The 16319-nt window shown below is 58.8% G+C and carries 19 protein-coding genes; 3 read left to right on the forward strand and 16 right to left on the reverse strand.

Annotated features, from left to right (window positions below; genetic code table 11):
• Positions 1 to 11: 11 nt before the first annotated feature.
• From ABRP31_RS26100 to ABRP31_RS26120, 5 genes are all read right to left on the reverse strand, one after another.
• Positions 12 to 1259 carry a cysteine desulfurase-like protein gene (locus tag ABRP31_RS26100; RefSeq protein WP_349971132.1) on the reverse strand — a complete coding sequence of 416 codons (1248 nt, stop codon included), beginning with the start codon at positions 1257 to 1259 and terminating at the stop codon, positions 12 to 14.
• A 21-nt stretch (positions 1260 to 1280) separates the two neighbouring features.
• Positions 1281 to 2015: an amino acid ABC transporter ATP-binding protein gene (locus ABRP31_RS26105; protein WP_349971133.1), complete on the reverse strand. Its 735-nt coding sequence runs from the start codon at positions 2013 to 2015 to the stop codon at positions 1281 to 1283.
• Positions 2012 to 2689: an amino acid ABC transporter permease gene (locus tag ABRP31_RS26110; RefSeq protein ID WP_087265701.1), complete on the reverse strand. Its 678-nt coding sequence runs from the start codon at positions 2687 to 2689 to the stop codon at positions 2012 to 2014. The genes ABRP31_RS26105 and ABRP31_RS26110 overlap by 4 nt, the downstream gene beginning before the upstream one ends.
• 62 nt (positions 2690 to 2751) lie before the next feature.
• Positions 2752 to 3528, reverse strand: coding sequence for a transporter substrate-binding domain-containing protein (locus ABRP31_RS26115; RefSeq protein ID WP_087265699.1), 777 nt, complete (start codon positions 3526 to 3528; stop codon positions 2752 to 2754).
• A 417-nt stretch (positions 3529 to 3945) separates the two neighbouring features.
• Complete coding sequence (locus ABRP31_RS26120) at positions 3946 to 4563, reverse strand: hemolysin III family protein (protein WP_349971134.1); 618 nt, start codon at positions 4561 to 4563, stop codon at positions 3946 to 3948.
• Positions 4564 to 4715: 152 nt separating this feature from the next.
• Here ABRP31_RS26120 and ABRP31_RS26125 point away from each other — a divergent pair, with 152 nt between their 5' ends.
• Positions 4716 to 5636 (forward strand): LysR substrate-binding domain-containing protein, encoded by a 921-nt coding sequence (locus ABRP31_RS26125; protein WP_349971135.1) that lies wholly within the window; start codon positions 4716 to 4718, stop codon positions 5634 to 5636.
• Positions 5637 to 5920: 284 nt separating this feature from the next.
• Here the strand turns inward: ABRP31_RS26125 and madM are convergent, their stop codons facing one another.
• The 10 genes from madM to ABRP31_RS26175 form a co-directional block, all read right to left on the reverse strand.
• On the reverse strand, positions 5921 to 6685 hold the full coding sequence (madM, locus tag ABRP31_RS26130) for a malonate transporter subunit MadM (RefSeq protein WP_111758493.1): 765 nt from the start codon (positions 6683 to 6685) through the stop codon (positions 5921 to 5923).
• Between the two features lies 1 nt (position 6686).
• On the reverse strand, positions 6687 to 7127 hold the full coding sequence (gene madL / locus ABRP31_RS26135; protein WP_087265693.1) for a malonate transporter subunit MadL: 441 nt from the start codon (positions 7125 to 7127) through the stop codon (positions 6687 to 6689).
• Between the two features lie 72 nt (positions 7128 to 7199).
• Positions 7200 to 8135: a malonate decarboxylase subunit epsilon gene (gene mdcH, locus ABRP31_RS26140; RefSeq protein WP_349971136.1), complete on the reverse strand. Its 936-nt coding sequence runs from the start codon at positions 8133 to 8135 to the stop codon at positions 7200 to 7202.
• Positions 8132 to 8758, reverse strand: coding sequence for a malonate decarboxylase holo-ACP synthase (locus tag ABRP31_RS26145; protein WP_349971137.1), 627 nt, complete (start codon positions 8756 to 8758; stop codon positions 8132 to 8134). Before ABRP31_RS26145 ends, mdcH begins: the two co-directional genes overlap by 4 nt.
• Positions 8759 to 9559, reverse strand: a complete 801-nt coding sequence (gene mdcE, locus ABRP31_RS26150; protein ID WP_349971138.1) for a biotin-independent malonate decarboxylase subunit gamma — start codon at positions 9557 to 9559, stop codon at positions 8759 to 8761. It abuts the gene before it with no gap.
• A complete protein-coding gene (locus ABRP31_RS26155) occupies positions 9556 to 10407 on the reverse strand; it encodes a biotin-independent malonate decarboxylase subunit beta (RefSeq protein ID WP_349971139.1) in 852 nt (283 codons plus the stop codon). The genes mdcE and ABRP31_RS26155 overlap by 4 nt, the downstream gene beginning before the upstream one ends.
• Positions 10400 to 10699: a malonate decarboxylase subunit delta gene (locus tag ABRP31_RS26160; RefSeq protein WP_087265683.1), complete on the reverse strand. Its 300-nt coding sequence runs from the start codon at positions 10697 to 10699 to the stop codon at positions 10400 to 10402. The genes ABRP31_RS26155 and ABRP31_RS26160 overlap by 8 nt, the downstream gene beginning before the upstream one ends.
• 2 nt (positions 10700 to 10701) lie before the next feature.
• The gene (locus ABRP31_RS26165) at positions 10702 to 11583 is read right to left on the reverse strand and encodes a triphosphoribosyl-dephospho-CoA synthase (RefSeq protein WP_349971141.1); all 882 of its coding nucleotides are present in this window, start codon (positions 11581 to 11583) and stop codon (positions 10702 to 10704) included.
• Entirely contained in the window at positions 11583 to 13259 is a 1677-nt protein-coding gene (mdcA, locus tag ABRP31_RS26170) for a malonate decarboxylase subunit alpha (protein ID WP_027901332.1), read from the reverse strand. Before mdcA ends, ABRP31_RS26165 begins: the two co-directional genes overlap by 1 nt.
• A gap of 251 nt (positions 13260 to 13510) precedes the next feature.
• Complete coding sequence (locus ABRP31_RS26175; protein WP_349971143.1) at positions 13511 to 13723, reverse strand: DUF6124 family protein; 213 nt, start codon at positions 13721 to 13723, stop codon at positions 13511 to 13513.
• Positions 13724 to 14250: 527 nt separating this feature from the next.
• Between ABRP31_RS26175 and ABRP31_RS26180 the strand changes: the two genes are divergently transcribed.
• Complete coding sequence (locus ABRP31_RS26180) at positions 14251 to 14499, forward strand: CopG family ribbon-helix-helix protein (protein ID WP_122666968.1); 249 nt, start codon at positions 14251 to 14253, stop codon at positions 14497 to 14499.
• A complete protein-coding gene (locus ABRP31_RS26185; protein WP_349971145.1) occupies positions 14477 to 14752 on the forward strand; it encodes a type II toxin-antitoxin system RelE/ParE family toxin in 276 nt (91 codons plus the stop codon). The genes ABRP31_RS26180 and ABRP31_RS26185 overlap by 23 nt, the downstream gene beginning before the upstream one ends.
• A gap of 268 nt (positions 14753 to 15020) precedes the next feature.
• Here the strand turns inward: ABRP31_RS26185 and ABRP31_RS26190 are convergent, their stop codons facing one another.
• Positions 15021 to 16160, reverse strand: a complete 1140-nt coding sequence (locus tag ABRP31_RS26190) for a Fic family protein (protein WP_349971146.1) — start codon at positions 16158 to 16160, stop codon at positions 15021 to 15023.
• Positions 16161 to 16319: the final 159 nt, after the last annotated feature.

Consider the following 16319-nt stretch of genomic DNA (forward strand, 5'->3'; position numbering starts at 1 on the left):
GCTCGTAAAAATCAGGATGGACGCAAATCGTTGATCGCCTCGGCCAGATGCCTGACCAGACGCTGCATTTCGTCGACCGTGTTGTAGTGCGCAATCGAGACACGCACCACACCGCCGAACCGGGCCAGGCCCAAGTGTTCGATCAAGTGTCGCGCGTAGAAGTCACCGAAGCGAATCCCGATCCCGTGCTCATCGATACGCCGCACGATGGCTTCGGATTGCACACCCTCAACCACGAAGCTGATGGTCGGCACCCGATCACCCGCCGTCACTTGCGGCTTACCGATAATCCGCACGCCGGTTGTTTCACGCAGAAATGACAGCAAGGTTTCGGCGAGCAGATCTTCCTGTACTTCGAACGCATCGAATGCGGCTTGCATGATCTGGCGCGGGCTGCCGCTGGCGCCCAGACGCTGACCGATATCCAGCAGGTATTCGTTGATGCCCATGCAGCCGTAAGACAGTTCGTAATTGAGGTTGCCCGGTTGCAGCTTGTAAGGGATCACGTCCTGCCCGATGAAAAAGTGATTGAGGCTCGGCAGCTCCAGCAGCGCCTCACGATGGCCCCACAGGACAGCGAAGTGCGGGCCGAATACCTTGTAGAAACTGAACACGTAATAATCAGCGCCGCTGGCCTGCACATCCACCAGACGATGGGGCGCGTACGCCACAGCATCGACGCACAATTTGCCGCCAACGGCATGCACACGACGAGCGACTTCGGCCACAGGGTTGACGCTGCCCAAGATGTTCGACGCATGGGTCATGGCCACATAGCGGGTACGCGAGCCAAGCAGTGCATCCAGGTCATCGAGCTCCAGTTCCAGCGTTTGCGGATCGACTGACCACACTCGCAACGTCGCGCCCCGCTCCTCGCACAACCGCTGCCACGGGCCGATATTCGCTTCGTGATCGCTGTGGGTGACGATGATTTCGTCGCCACTGTTGATCGACGGCGCAACAGCGCGGCAAAGGATTTGCAGCAGATGCGTGGTCGAGCCGCCCATCACGCATTCTTCGGGGTGGTACGCGTTGATCAGTTGCGCCACGGACTCCCGGGCTTGCAGCACTAACGCCCCTGCTGAAGCTGAACCTTTGTAGGACGCCCCCAATTGCACGCTGCTGTGGATCAGGTAATCGCGGACCCGGTCAGCCACCCGCCCGAGCACCGCCGAACCACCGGGGTTGTCCAGATACGCAAAACCATCGGCCAGCATGGGGAACTGGCGGCGAACATAATCGATATCGAGGGCGTTCAATTGGGCAGTCTCCAAAAGGAATCAGTGGTGCAGGATGGCCTGCAAAAAGGCTTGGGTTCGCGGCTCGCGAGGGGCCGTGAAAAAATCATGCGGATTGTTTTGTTCGATGATCCGGCCGCTTTCCATGAAGATCACCCGGTCTGCGACTTTGCGAGCGAAGCCCATTTCATGGGTGACCACGACCATGGTCACGCCTGAGCGCGCCAGGTTTTGCATGACGTCGAGCACTTCACCGACCATTTCCGGGTCCAGCGCAGAAGTCGGCTCGTCGAACAGGATCACCCGAGGCTCCATGGCCATGGTTCGGGCAATGGCTACGCGCTGTTGCTGACCACCGGAAAGCTGGCTGGGGTATTTTTCGGCATGTGCGCTCATGCCGACTTTTTCCAGTAAAACCCGCGCTCGGTCCTGCGCATCACGGCGTGACAAGCCGCGCGCACGCACAGGCGCCAGCGCCACATTGGCCAGCACCGTCATGTGCGGGTAGAGATTGAAATTCTGGAAGACCATGCCGACTTCACAACGGATACCCGCCAGCTTCGGACCGGTCTCGACCCGCTGATCCGCGACCCGAATCTCGCCTTCCTGGTATTGCTCCAGCAAGTTGATGCAGCGAATCAACGTCGACTTGCCTGAGCCTGACGGTCCGAGAATCACCACCACTTCGCCCTGCTCCACCGACAGGTTGATATCCACCAGCGCCTGGAACCGGCCGTAGAACTTGGCGACCCCATCGATCTCGATGACTGCGCTCATCCGTTCTTCCTCCCCGCACTGTTGCGCCGCTCGACCCAGCTAACCAGTTGCACCAAGGGCAGCAGCAACAACAAATACATGATCGCGGCTCCCACCAGCGGTGTCGGGTTGGCAGCAAGTGCCTGCGCCTGTGTTGCCTGCTTGAGCAGATCCGGCATGGCGACCACCGAAGCGAGCGCCGTGTCTTTCATGACGTTGATGCAGTTGCTGGTCATCGGTGGCAACACGATCCGCATCGCCTGCGGCAGGATCACGTCGCGCATGGTGTTGAAAAAGCTCATGCCCTGCGAGGCCGCCGCTTCGAACTGGCCACGGGGAATGGCTTCGATGCCGGAGCGAAAAATCTCAGCTGAGTAAGCGCACGACACCAGCGATAACGCTGCCACTGCTGCGGCGAACGAGGAAAGCCGAATCCCCACAAACGGCAGCGCGTAGTAGATCAACACCAGGAACACCAGCAATGGAATCGAGCGCATCACATCGATGTAGATCCGTGCCAGCAGACGAATCGGTGCATAGCCATACAGACGCAGCATGGCCAGCATCAGGCCGCCGACCAGACCAAGAATGATGCTGACCACGCCAAGCAACACCGTCACCCCGAGGCCCCGCAGCATCTGCGGCAGTGCGTCGACAAACACACCCCAGTTGAAGAAAGTCTGGACCAGCTCCATCAGGACTCCTTGGTGAAAGCGCCGGGCGCCGGGTTTAAAACGTCAGTCGTTATTTGAAAGGCTTATTTCAGAACGTCGACAACCTTGACGGTGCTGGACTCTGGATCGGCGTCTGCGCCAAACCACTTCTTGTGCAAATCAGCGATCACACCTTCTTTTTTCATGGCGGTGATGATGTCGTTGACCTGAGTCGCAGACGCCCAGCCTTTAGCGTGCATCAACGAGTACTTCTCACCGGTGGGAATGCGGGCAACCACCCGGTATTGCGGCTTGTCCTTGATGTAATAGAGCACGGCAGGGATATCGCTGATGTAGCCGTCCATACGCCCGGAAGCCAGGTCGAGCATCGCTGGGGATAGCCCTTCGTAGCGAGACACATCACCAAACTTGTACTCGGCCTGATGCGCAGTGACCCACATGTCGCCGGTCGAACCGGTGTCTACGCCGACCACTTTGCCCTGCATGCCTTTGAGGCCATCGATGCCCGATTTGGTCAGCACCGACAGTGACTGATCGCTGTCGTAATACGGCTGAGCGAAGCCCACCGATTCGAGACGTTTGGGGGTAATGGTGATCGACGAAATGGCAATGTCTGCGCGCTTGGACTGCACGGCGCTGAACAGGCCGTTGAAAGGAATATTCACAAACTCGACCGTCTTCCCGGCCCGCTTGGCGACTTCTTTGACCACATCGACTTCAAAGCCGACGATCTCGCCCTTAGCGTCCTGAAACTCCCACGGAACGTTGCCGACGTTGGCACCCACCGTCCAGTCCGCAGCCCATGTAGACGCCGAAAACGCAGTGGCCACCGCCATACTCAAGAGTACTTTCACGTTCATCAATTGCTCCCGAACTCAGTCGTTTCAAGAAGTCGCCAGCAGGCGGGTCGAGGAACAGACTAGGAGCAAGAATCAAATAATTCAACAGTTTTAAATAATGAATTAAATGCTTCAATGCAGTGCAAAAGCCTGCCGATTTGGTGCGGCCGCACGGGGCGGCGCGCTACGAGGAGAGTGGGTGGGCGATCGGTTGGAAGCGTACAACGGTGTGCACTGATGCGGGGCGTCAGGTGAATCGATATTTCTGCGCTGTCTCGCGGCAAACCGCGCACCTGTAGGAGCGCACGAGCACCGCGAGGCCGCGATAGCGGTATGTCAGACGGGACGCCATCGCTGCCTCGCGAAGCTCGTGAGCTCCTACAGAAAATGCTCTCCAAATCAGATAGTTAAATTTTGTCTGATGAGAGCACTGCCTACTTACAACACATAAAAACAAATCGCCACGAAGTGCAGCAGACTCCCGGCAATCACGAACAAATGCCAGATCCCGTGCCAGTGGCGAAAGCGGGTGTCGTAGGCGAAGAAGATGATGCCGATGGTGTACAGCGCACCGCCTGCTGCCAGCCATGTGAAGCCTACAGTGCCAAGCGCGGCGATCAGCGGTTTGACGGCGACCAGCACGATCCAGCCCATGACCGCGTAGATCACGATGGACATGATCCGCGCTTCGGATCGCGGCTTTATTTCCTGCAGGATGCCGATCACCGCCAGCCCCCAGACCACGCCGAATAGGGTCCAGCCCCAAGGGCCGCGCAAGGTCACCAGACAAAATGGCGTGTAACTGCCCGCGATCAGCAAGTAGATCGAAAAGTGATCAACCTTCTGCATGATCGCTTTCGCCCGCCCACGAACGCTGTGGTACACGGTGGACGCGCTGTACAACGACACTAGCGTTACGCCGTAAATCGCGACACTGACTATCTTCCAGATATCGCCCTGCAAACTGGCAATGGCCAGCAACCAGACAGCACCTACCAAAGCCAACACCGCGCCGACCAGATGGGACCAGGCGTTGAATTTTTCTCCGTAATACATCCGCACACTACCTCGTTGATCTGAACCGCTGCGCAAGGCTCTAGGTTAGGGACGTAAAGCGCAAGCGATGCATTAGCCAATCAGTTTTTTATTACAGCCAGTGGCTGTCGAAATGTGCACAATCGGGGCACTCAAACAAGAAGCCTCACGACATGCAAATCGACGATGAGTTGACCCTGAAAAAGCTGGAAATTTTCCTGGCCTTCATGCGCACCGGCAACCTGACGAAAGCGGCCGCTGATCTGAACACCAGCAACGTCAGTGTGCACCGCGCGATTCACTCACTGGAAAGCGCCCTGCGCTGCCCGCTGTTCAAGCATGAAGGCCGCAACCTGACGCCGCTGGAAAGCGCTTATGTGCTGGAGGAGCGAGCACAGAAGCTGATTCAGGACGTGCTCGCCACGGTTGAGCTGACACGTCAGGCCGCCGGGTTTTCCGCTGCACGCTTCAAGCTCGGCTCGCTGTATTCGCTGACAGTTAAGACCGTGCCGCAGTTGATCATGGGCCTGAAGATACGCCGCAGCGAGCTCAACATCGACTTGATCATGGGCTCAAACATCGATCTGTTCTACAAGCTCAAGAACATGGAAGTGGACGCGATCCTGGTGTCGCTGGACGAAAGCGTCAACGACCCGGACTGCGAACATCTGCCGCTGTTTTCCGACGACATCTTTCTCGCGGTCCCGGCTGATTCGCCGTTCTCACAACACAGCGAAGTGGACCTGAGCGACCTGCGCGAAGCGACGTTCATTACCCTGACCCAAGGCTTCGCCACCCATCGCGATGGCATCCGGGTTTTTCAGCAGGCCGGGTTTGAACCCAAAGTGGCGATGCAGGTGAATGACATCTTCACCTTGCTGAGCATGGTCAGCTCAGGCGTGGGGTATGCGCTGTTGCCGGGGCGTATCGCAGCGGTTTACGAGAATCGGGTAAAGCTGATCCCGCTGCAAGAGCGCTACCGCATGCAACAGCACATCGGCATGGTGTTTCTAAAGTCGAAGGAGCGCGACCCGAATCTATTGGCATTGATTGCGGAGGGGCGGATGTATTCAAACAGGTTGTCCGCCGATTAAACCGAAGTGGAATGCGGTCTCCTGTAGGAAATTCAATGCTCACCCAAAATCTGACGTGGGACCGGCTTTAGCCGGGAAATGGCATTTCGGACGATAAAAATGTTGTGACTGTACCGGCCTCTTCCCGGCTAAAGCCGGTCCCAAGGCACGGCGCAAATCGTGGGATCACCTCATACCTGTGGGAGCCGAGCTTGCTCGCGATAAGACTGAACACGATTGACCAGACATCCACGGCGCCCTCTTCGCGAGCAAGCTCGGCTCCCACAAGACACTGATGACGTGGGTCAACCAACGATAGCGCGCACCACGAAGTACAACAACGACGGACCCAGCAGGCAACCTAACCCGGTGTGGAACGTTGCAGTCAGTGCGCCGTAAGGCACCAGTCGCCGATCCGTTGCGGCAAGCCCCGCCGTCACGCCGCTGACGGTGCCAGCCAGACCTCCAAAAACCATCGCCGAGCGTGGATTGTCCAGACCCATCCAGCGTGCGGCCATGGGTGTGCCGACCATCACGATGATTGCCTTGATCAAGCCTGTTGCGATCGACAGCGCCATCACATCAGACGTCGCCCCCAACGCTGCACCCGTAACCGGGCCGACGATGTAGGTCACTGCGCCCGCGCCAATGGTGGTCATGCTCACCGCATCGCGGTAGCCAAACACCCAGGCAATGCTCGCGCCGACAATGAACGGCAGGATCGTGCCGAGCAGCAAGGCAATCACACCGATCAAACCGGCTTTGCGTGCTTCAGTCGCCTGCACTTCAAACGCCGTGGCAACGATGGCGAAATCACGCAGCATGGCGCCGCCCATCAAGCCAATGCCGGAAAACAACGTGACATCCGCCAGGCCTTTCTGCCCGCCGGTCATCGTGCCGCCGACCCAGGCGAGAATCAGGCCGATGACAATGGCGATGGCTGAACCATGCACCCGACCAAACGTCAGGCGCTTGGAGAGCACGACGGAAATCCACATCACCACGCCGACGAATGCGAACGCCGTGACCAGCCCGTTGCTGATCAAGCCTTTATCAATGATTTCCCACATATCAGCGGCTCCCTGCTGTTACTGGCGATGAGGTTGGCGTCGGCGTGATGCCCGGAATGATCACCGGCTCTTCCGGAGGCAGCGGCTCGCCCTTGTTGATGCGGCTGATCAAGGCAATGGTGCAACCGCACAAGACCACCGACCCCACGGCTGCAAGTACGGCGACAGGGCCGCCTTTGAGGGCCGTGACAACGTTTTGCTGAGCCGCCATCGCGACGACTACCGGGATGTACATCGCCCCCCAGAAGCCAACACCCATCTCGCATTCCTTGCTCATGCCGCCACGCTTCTCCATCCACAAACGGGCGCAGATCAGCAGGATCATCGCGATCCCGACACCGCCCACGTTGGATTTGACGCCCAGCATTACGCCCAGCAAGTCACCGAGAATCACCCCTGCAAGCATGCAGATAGCCAGCAGTGCTACACCGTAGATAATCATTATTGTTATTCCTCAGTTTGCCTTACGAAGTTGTTGTTCTTGTTCTTCGAAACGGTCCTGCGTCCTTGCGATCTATGGGTTGCGGCTGCCCTCCTCACGCGACAACGCGACCAGACTGTCCAGGCGAGCGCCTTGAAAAGCGACTGCCGTTCCTTGTTCAAATACCTTGCGCGCCAGCCCGGTCAACACGGTGCCCGGCGGGAACTCGATGTGCAGGCGAGCGCCCCGCTCATACGCGGTTTGCACCGTGCTGCGCCAGTCGATGACACGGCACATGTTGAAGGCCAGATCGTCGCGCAGCTTGTCCGCAGTCAGCATCGGCCGTGCCGTGCTGCCGCTCAGATAGCGCACGGCGGGAGCTTTAATCGTCACAGTGGCGAAAACCTCGGCCAGGGTCTGCGCCGATTGCTCAAGCAGCGCGCAGTGGGATGGCACACTCACCGCCAGACGCTTGACCGTTGCCGCGCCTCCGGCTTTCGCCAGGCGCGCCACTTCAGCCATCGCCTCGGCGCTTCCGGCGATCACAAACTGGTTTTCGGCGTTGATATTGGCCAGGTACACAGGCGACGCGTGACCGTGCACGTCAGCGACCAACGCTTCGACGGCGGCTTGATCCAGCCCGATAATTGCCGTCATGCCATAGCCCTCGGGATAAGCGCTTTGCATTAACTCGCCACGCAACGCCACCAGACGCACGGCGTCAGCAAATGCCAATGAACCCGCAATGACCGCCGCCGGATAGGCGCCGATGGACAGTCCGGCAACGGTGTCAGGCGCGCAGCCTTGTGCTTGTAATACCCGAGCACTGGCGACACCGGCGATCAACAAACACAGTTGAACGGCGCGGGTAGATCGCAATGCGTCGGCTGAATCCAGCAGTAATACATCCTCCGCCAACGCATCGCTGGCTTCGCTCAGGCAATCACGTATCAGTTGCTCATCGGGCAACTGATTCAACATGCCCGGCTGCTGCGCGCCCTGGCCGGGGAACACCCAGAAGCTGCTCATGCGCAGGCCTCGGTGGGCTGCCACGGTTGAGTGACCAGCCAGACGCCGAGTTCGCTTTTGAGCAACACCTGACGCGAAGCCCCTGCCCACTCGCGCAATGCCAGCGCGCCAAAAGGCGTCTGCAATTGCACGTCAATACGGCACACAGAACGATCCAGAACCTGTACCAGTTCGGCCGCCCAATCGCGGCTGACAAATCGCGGCGTACGCACAATCAAATCCAGGTCGCTGTTCTGATGCAGTGCCGCCACGCCGCTGGCCAATTCGAAACCAGCGCTACCGCTCACGCCCCAAGGCAGCCCCAGCAGATCCATCAACGGCCGAATCTGATCCAGCGCTTGCAGTGCAGGCCAATCGTGCTGCCCACGAACATGGATCAACTGCTCAGGACGAACACAACGCTCGATAGCATCTCGCGGCATCAGTGCTGCAAACCGCTGCTCACGACGCTCGCCACGAATGCCCACCGCGACGAGCGCTCGCGGCGCCAGCGAACGACGCACCACCACCGGATGCCCGAAGCGCACGGCCTCAACCACCCAGTCCGGCGCATCGGCAGGCAATGCGGACACGGGCATGCCCCACAACAAGTCGTGGGGCAGCACCGTCAGGTCAGCGTTCATTTACCACTGCGCCCGCAGCAGTTCGCGTACTTTCGACGAGGCCTGACGATTGCTCGCGCCGAGTCGGCTACTCAAGTCATTCCCAGTGGCCTTCACGTCTTTGATCGCACTGTTCAGCACGTCTTGAACGTGGCTGATATCAGTCGCGGAAGGCTGTTCGATCTGGCTCACCGACAAGGTTTCCCAGAGCAGGCCAAGGCTGGCGTAACTCTCGATGTCGTACGCCATGGGCGGGATGCTGGCGGCGAGTTTTTCCAGTTCGTCGACGCTGCGCAACGTGACCCGCGCTGCCGACTCTTTGCCCATGGCATGCACCATGACGCCCGGATCGCGCAGGGCAATCAGTCGATTGGCTTGATAACCGTGAGCCAGAAACGCCCCGGACATGGCCTTGCCCACCAGCAAACCAATCACTGCATGGCCCGCCAATCGCGCGCGAGCATAACTGTCCACAGCGCCCGCCAACGCTTGATGAATGCCCAGCGCCTCTTCGCGTCGTCCATATGCCTGGCTTGGCACATCGACGATGGCGATCAACGCCCGCTTGTGTTCGTTATCGCGATCCAGCTCGATGGCGGAATCCACGGCTTTGGCCAGGCCCCACCCTTCCAGCAAGCCGACCTCGCCGCTGCGGGCACGCGGGAAACGGTTTTCAGCATCGGCAACCACCGCCAGAAAGCGCACCGGCTGATCGCCCAACACACCGTCGGCTGCTTTGACTGAATGCGGCAAACCGACCACTTCAGCAGCATTGACGCTGAGCGCCTTGAACCAGTTCAAACCTCGTTGGGAAGCGCTCATCGCTTTTCTCCTACATACAGATCGCGAACTGCCTGCGGTTCGATTTGGGAAGTCGTATCCAGACGCGCCAGACGATGCAGAAAGGTGTCGTACTGACTGCTGCGCTCCTGAGCCGGAACACCGAGGCTGATCCAGCCAGTCACTTGTTCACGGATCGCCTGCACATCGTCAGCGGCAAAACCGTCCACCAGGTGGCTGGCGTAACGCTGCTCACCTCCGGTCAGGCTCCAGATGAAAGGCCGATCGCGGGAGTCGTATTCTTCGATGCCCGCTTCCTGCTCGATCACTTGCGGGCCATTCAGGCCAAGCCGCGCTTCCTGAGTCACCAGCAGGTAACTGCACAGGCCCGCCGCAATGGACATACCACCGAAACAACCGACACTGCCTGCCACCACGCCGATCACCGGCTGGTATTGGCGCAGGTCGACAATCGCGGCGTGAATTTCGGCAATCGCCGCCAGGCCAAGGTTGGCTTCCTGCAAGCGAACGCCACCGGTTTCCAGCAGCAAAATCGCGGCAGTCGGGATACCGTTGCGGTTGTCTTCAGCGGCCAGTTCCAGAGCACCGGCCATTTTCGCGCCGCCCACTTCGCCCATGCTGCCGCCCTGAAACGCACCTTCGATGGCGGCGATAACCACTGGCAAACCACCGACCGTTCCCTTGGCGACAATCACCCCGTCATCCGCCTGAGCAACGATGCCTTGCTTGATCAGCCAGGGCGACATGACACGATCAAAAGGCCCGATCAATTCACGAAAGCTGCCTTCGTCGAGCAAGACCTTGGCCCGTTGCCGAGCGCCCAATTCGACGAAGCTGTGTTGCTGGAGCAAGCGTGCGGTATCAGTCATGGCCGATCTCCTCGAAGCCTTGTTCCAGACGCAAACGAACCACACCCGGCGTCGCGCCGAAGTCATGAATATCGATGGCCAGTGCAGGCGGCGTTTGACCGTCAAACATGCGCTCGAACAAATGCTGCCAGCGGGCAGACGCACCGTTCACCGACGTCACCACGTTGATCGACAACTTGCCGGGCACACCGGGTTCGAGCAGCACTTCCAGATCACCGGAGCCGACACAACCCACCAGCGCACGGCCTAGCGGCGGCTGCCCGGCGGGGAATTCAAAAGACAGGGTTTCCATGGTCAAACACTCCTCGATTCAGAGCCGAGCACAGGCTCAAGGCTATCGATGAACAGGCATGCGGCGAGCAAGTCGGCAGCGCCACCGGGGGATGCGTTGAGCTGCAATAACTGCTGATCCAGTGCATGCAAACAGCGACGACCGGCCAGGCTCGCGCTGCCGCCTGCATCCAGCACCCGTTGCGCGCCCTCCTGCATGGCGTGCAAGCCTTCAAGGCCGGAGCGATACAAGACGCAGGTGTCCGCCAGCGTGGTCATGATCGCCAGCAAGGCATCAAGTCGCGCGTTCTGCTCGCCACTGCCGGACGCCCGACTGCGTTGCAGTTGCGGCAGGCCTTTTTGCATGACGGCTGGAAAGCCCAGTTGCGCCTGCTCTTTCGCGCCCATGGCGCCGTAACGCTGGGCCACTTGTGCGCCGTGGCTAAGTTGCGCGACCACGTTGCGGTCCTCAATCAAGGCCAGCTTTGCAGCACGCAAGCTCAACTGCGCTGCGCTGCAGTTATCCGGTTCAAGCGCGGCAGCGGTAACCAGCAGGCCTAACGCCCAGATCGCACCACGGTGGGTGTTTACGCCATTGGTCGTGCGAAGCATCGCTGCTTCACCTTCGCGGCCAATGCGCCCCAAGGCCTCGCGCAAGGGTTGGCCGATTTCGCCGAACTGTTCGGCGGCTTCAGCCATGTCTTTGAACATCGGCCACAGCGACAGCGCCGACGCGTGCATCAGGCCCAGATGCAGATCGCTGTGCGCGCCGCTGCCACGCCGATCCACCAGCGCCGGCTTGGGAGACAGATCAGCCTCGTCAATCAACGCGTCGACGGCAAGGTCAGCCAGCTGTTCGGCGAACAACGGGCTGTCAGATTTGGCTTTGTGTGCGAGTGCGCTCATCACCAGCTCCTGAATTTGGCAGGCGGGTTGTACAAGCCGCCCGACCACTGAACCAGATCACCAATGCTCTTGGCGGCGAGCAGTTCGCGGCTGGCATCGGTGCGACGGATACCCAGATCTTCAGGCAGCGCAATCAAGCCTTCACGACGCATGCGGGCGGTGTCTTTGGGGTTGTGGCGCATGCCGATCACGGTCACGCCGGCCACCGCCGCAATCATCGCCTGACGCTCTTCCAGGCTGCGTGCCTTGTACAGATAGGCGATGCCTTCTTCGGTGAGCAAATGGGTGACGTCATCGCCATAGATCATGATCGGCGCGAGGGGCATGCCGCTTTTCTTCGCCACTTCGACCGCGTCGAGGGTTTCCACGAAGGTCGGTTTGCCGCCTTCCTGGAACGTCTCGACCATCTGCACCACGAGCTTTTTACCGCGTTCAAGATAAGCGTCCGGGCCATCGCCGCTCTGTTGACGCATGTCCAGCCACGCGGGGGTTGGATGGCGACGACCGTGAGGGTCGTGACCCATGTTTGGCGCGCCACCAAAACCGGCGAGGCGACCACGGGTCACGGTTGAAGAGTGACCGTCGCCGTCCACCTGCAAGGTCGCGCCGATGAACAGATCCACCGCGTATTGCCCGGCCAGTTGGCAGACCATACGGTTGGAACGCATTGAGCCATCGCGACCGGTAAAGAACACGTCCGGCCGGGCGGCGATGTAGTTTTCCATGCCCAGCTCAGTGCCGAAGCAATGCACGCTTTCTACCCAGCCGCTTTCGATGGCGGGGATCAGTGTCGGGTGCGGGTTGAGCGTCCAGTTGCGGCAGATCTTGCCCTTCAGGCCGAGTGATTCGCCGTAGGTCGGCAGGATCAATTCGATGGCAGCGGTGTTGAAACCGATGCCGTGGTTGAGCGACTGCACGTTATGTTTTTCGTAGATGCCACGGATCGCCATCATCGCCATCAACACGTGCACCGGTTTAATGTGGCGCGGGTCGCGGGTGAACAGCGGCTCGATGTAAAACGGCTTGTCGGCCACCACCACGAAGTCGACCCACGACGCAGGGATATCAACGCGAGGCAGATCGCTGACGTCGTCCACCAACTGGTTGACCTGAACGATGACAATGCCGTCGCTGAACGCGGCAGGTTCGATCAAGGCGGGAGTGTCTTCGGTGCTTGGCCCGGTGTAGATGTTGCCCGCCCGATCAGCCATGAAACCGGCGGAGAGCACGACGTTGGGAATCAGATCGACCACGAGCCGCGAGTACAGCTCGATGTAGGTATGAATTGCACCGATTTCCAGCAGGCCGTCTTCCAGCAACTGGCTGATGCGCAGGCTTTGCGTACCGGCAAAAGAGAAATCGAGCTTGCGGGCGATGCCGCGTTCGAACAGATCAAGATGCTCCGAGCGCCCGACGCTGGGCATGATCATGTGCAGGTCGTGCAGCTTGGCCGGGTCGACTTTGGCCAGGGCACGGGAAAGAAAGTCCGCCTGCTTCTGGTTGTTGCCCTCCAGCACCACACGGTCACCGGACACCATCAAGGCTTCCAGCGCCGCGACGATGTTGTCGGTCGGCAACACCACACCATCGGCAAGATGCCGCACCTGCTCGAGCCGCCGCTGTTTCTCGGTGCGACGACGCGACCAGCGCGCGTCGGGGGTCGTTATTGTTGTCATGTCCACTCCACGATTTCGCTGTCGTGGGCCACCTTAGGAGCTAAGGGTGCGGGGCATCAATCAAGTAGAGCGTGGGATCGTTACGGTTGGAGTAATGATCAGTTGATGGCGGCTAATGCTGGCCCAAAAGCTGTAGTGCAAGGCTCAGATTATTGTGGGTGCTGGGCTTGCCCGCGGTGTTTCAGGCAGATCGCATCATCGTTCATCGCGAGCAAGCTCAGCTCCCACAGGAGGCAGCAGCTTCGCAGCAACTATCGAAGCGAACGCTCAACCATCGCTTTGGCCATTTCAACCAGATGCACAACGGAAAACGCCAGATCGCGCTTCGAACCGGTCAGGCTGTCGCCGCATTCGTAAGCGGTGGCCATGGCGCAGCGCAGCAGGTCCGAGGCGTGAGTCAGGGCTTGCTCCTGGGTCAGGGCGTGATTGGCGAGGAAGGGTATTTGGGGTGATGTTTCGGGCATTTTATTTAATTCCTACATGACTTAAGGAGCCGCTGCCTTCGCTACCAAACGAAGGGTGGCGGCCGTACGCAAGTTGGTAGAACCGGTGTAGGCGTCCGGCGCGTCCGAGGACGCCATGCGCACGGCCACCATAAACAGACCGTAAGAAAGCGCCTCGCTGAAGGTGGCGCCTTGCGCCTACATAACCTAGGTCTACCAAACCTGATCGCTGATTTTGCAGCGACGGTAGGAGGTTAGAGACCCAATTCACAGGGCGCAATAGGCCGGGATTTTCTCGGAAATTTCACTCAAGTGAAAGGGAGGCTTCTTGCTATCGAACGGCCATAGAACGAGTCAACATCTGCGCAGGCAATAAATATCTAACTCAAAAAAGTAGGCATCCCTTGATAAATTTCAAAGCCCAAATTTCCTGCGAAAACTTCAAAGCAATGACACACCTGAATAGCGAAACCTCTCTGCACTCACAGCAGCGGTATACTCCCAAGCGTTGCGCGCAAACCTATAATTGCCAATTCGGGGAGTACGTCATGGCATCATCCACGTTGTCATTCTTTATTGATGACTCATTGGCAGCAAAACTCGACGAGCTCGTGTCGGCTTCAAATCGAGACCGCCAATACCATCTGCAACGGGCGTTAGAACAATATTTGGCGACAGCATTCGAAGAGTTGCAGGCGATAGACGAAGGTATTGCAGACGCTGAAGCGGGACGTCTCACCGATCTTGAAATAGTAAAAGCTGAGTGGTTAGCACGTGCGAACAATAGCGCTGACTGAGAAAGCTCGAAGCGACCTGCTTTCTATCCACGAATACTACGTTGCAAACGCAGGTCCAAAGGTAGCAGCTGGCATTATTCTCCACCTCCTCGAAAAGCTGGACCCACTAACGATTTTCAGCAGCATGGGGCGCCCGGCTCTACGTCCAGGGGTTCGTGAGCTGGTTTTTGTTCGCTACCCATTTTTAGCGCTTTACCGAATAAACGATCAAGAAATTCAAGTAATTAGAATTCGACATCAACGAAATGCTTAGTTGGTCCAAATTTTTTTCGGAAATTTCACTCAAGGGAAAGGGCGATGTCTGGCTGTAGAGCGGGGAAGTTGTGGCTCAATATCTCGGCGGGTAACAAACATCTAACTCATCGCACCAGTGGCGTGCACGCAAGATGTAAACGCGAACTTTGTAGGAGCGCACGAGCAACGCGAGGCCGCGATGGCGGTGTATCAGGCAGGACGCTATCGCTGCCTCGCGTTGCTCGTGAGCTCCTACAAATGCGGTAACTACTAATCGACAACAACGCTCAATCCAAGACCAACCGATACCGCGTACTCCGCCCTCCCCCCGGCAGTTTCAGCACGCAGCCCTTTTCCAGAAGATCAGCCAGGTGCCGGGTTGCAGTGGCTTTACTGACCTTGGCGACGGCCTGATATTGCGCGGCGCTGATGCCGCCTTCGAAACCCGGTTTGTCGGCCAGCAAACTTCCGTCCAACAAACGATTGAGCACTTTGATTTGCTCTGGCGATAAACCGTCTTCCCGGTGTTGCTGCCAGAAGCGCGCCTTCGCCAATACGCGGTCGATGCGTTTGATCGCTTGCTCAAGGGTATGCAGCAGGGTTTGCAGAAACCACTCAAGCCACGGCGTGATGTCCAGACCGTCTTTCTGACTGCGCTCCAGGATTTCATAGTAGCCGCGTCGATCCGCAAGGATGCTGGCGGACATGGCGTAAAATCGGATCGCCTGGTTCTCGGCCTGCGCCAAAGCAAGGTCGGTGATTGCTCGCGTCAGACGGCCGTTGCCGTCATCGAAGGGATGCAGCGTCACGAACCAGAAGTGCGCAATGCCCGCACGCAGCAATGGGTCAAGGCTGACATCTTCCCGGCTGGCGGCGAACCAATCGAGAAACGCATCGAGTTGTCCCTCCAGGCCTTCGCGCGCCGGGGCTTCGAAATGCACGGTTGGCCGGTCCACACGCCCCGACACCACCTGCATCAGCTCGTCACCCCGCAACGCACCGACCCGAATGTCATGCGACAGCAGAGACTCCTGAGCCGGAAACAGCAGCGTATGCCAGTGCAGTATCCGCTCAAGCGTGAGCGTCGCAGTGTGTTGCTGGGTGGCATCAAGCATCAGCTCGGCCAGCCCTTCGCTGCGTGGGCTGACCCGCTGATCAGCCTCAAGGCCCAGACGTTTGGCCAGTGAGGAACGTACCGAGCCGACATTCAGTTGCTCCCCTTCAATGGCCGAAGAGGTGATGATGTTTTGCAGCAGCGCATCAAGCTCCGTCTGTGCGCTCGCATCGACACCGGCCGCACCCAACATGCCCAGTAATTGGCCCTGCGCCTGGGAGCAGCAGCGCAACAGTGAAGCAAGCCGCTCTGTCTGCCAGCGAAAATGCGGCCAGTCAGGATGCTGCCAGATCCAGTTCAAGGGTTCGTTCATGATGACGGCCGTTATGCACATGAGCCGAATAATAGCCCTATTCGGCTCATTAGGTGAGCCGAATAGCCGATTTAATCGGCTCACCTTCCTGACGGGATGCGATTTTTTGTAGGAGCGCACGATCAACGCGAGGTCGCGATGGCGGTGTGTCAGGCAGAT

Origin of the sequence: Pseudomonas caspiana (assembly GCF_040224095.2) — a bacterium.
Taxonomy (GTDB): Bacteria; Pseudomonadota; Gammaproteobacteria; order Pseudomonadales; family Pseudomonadaceae; genus Aquipseudomonas; species Aquipseudomonas caspiana.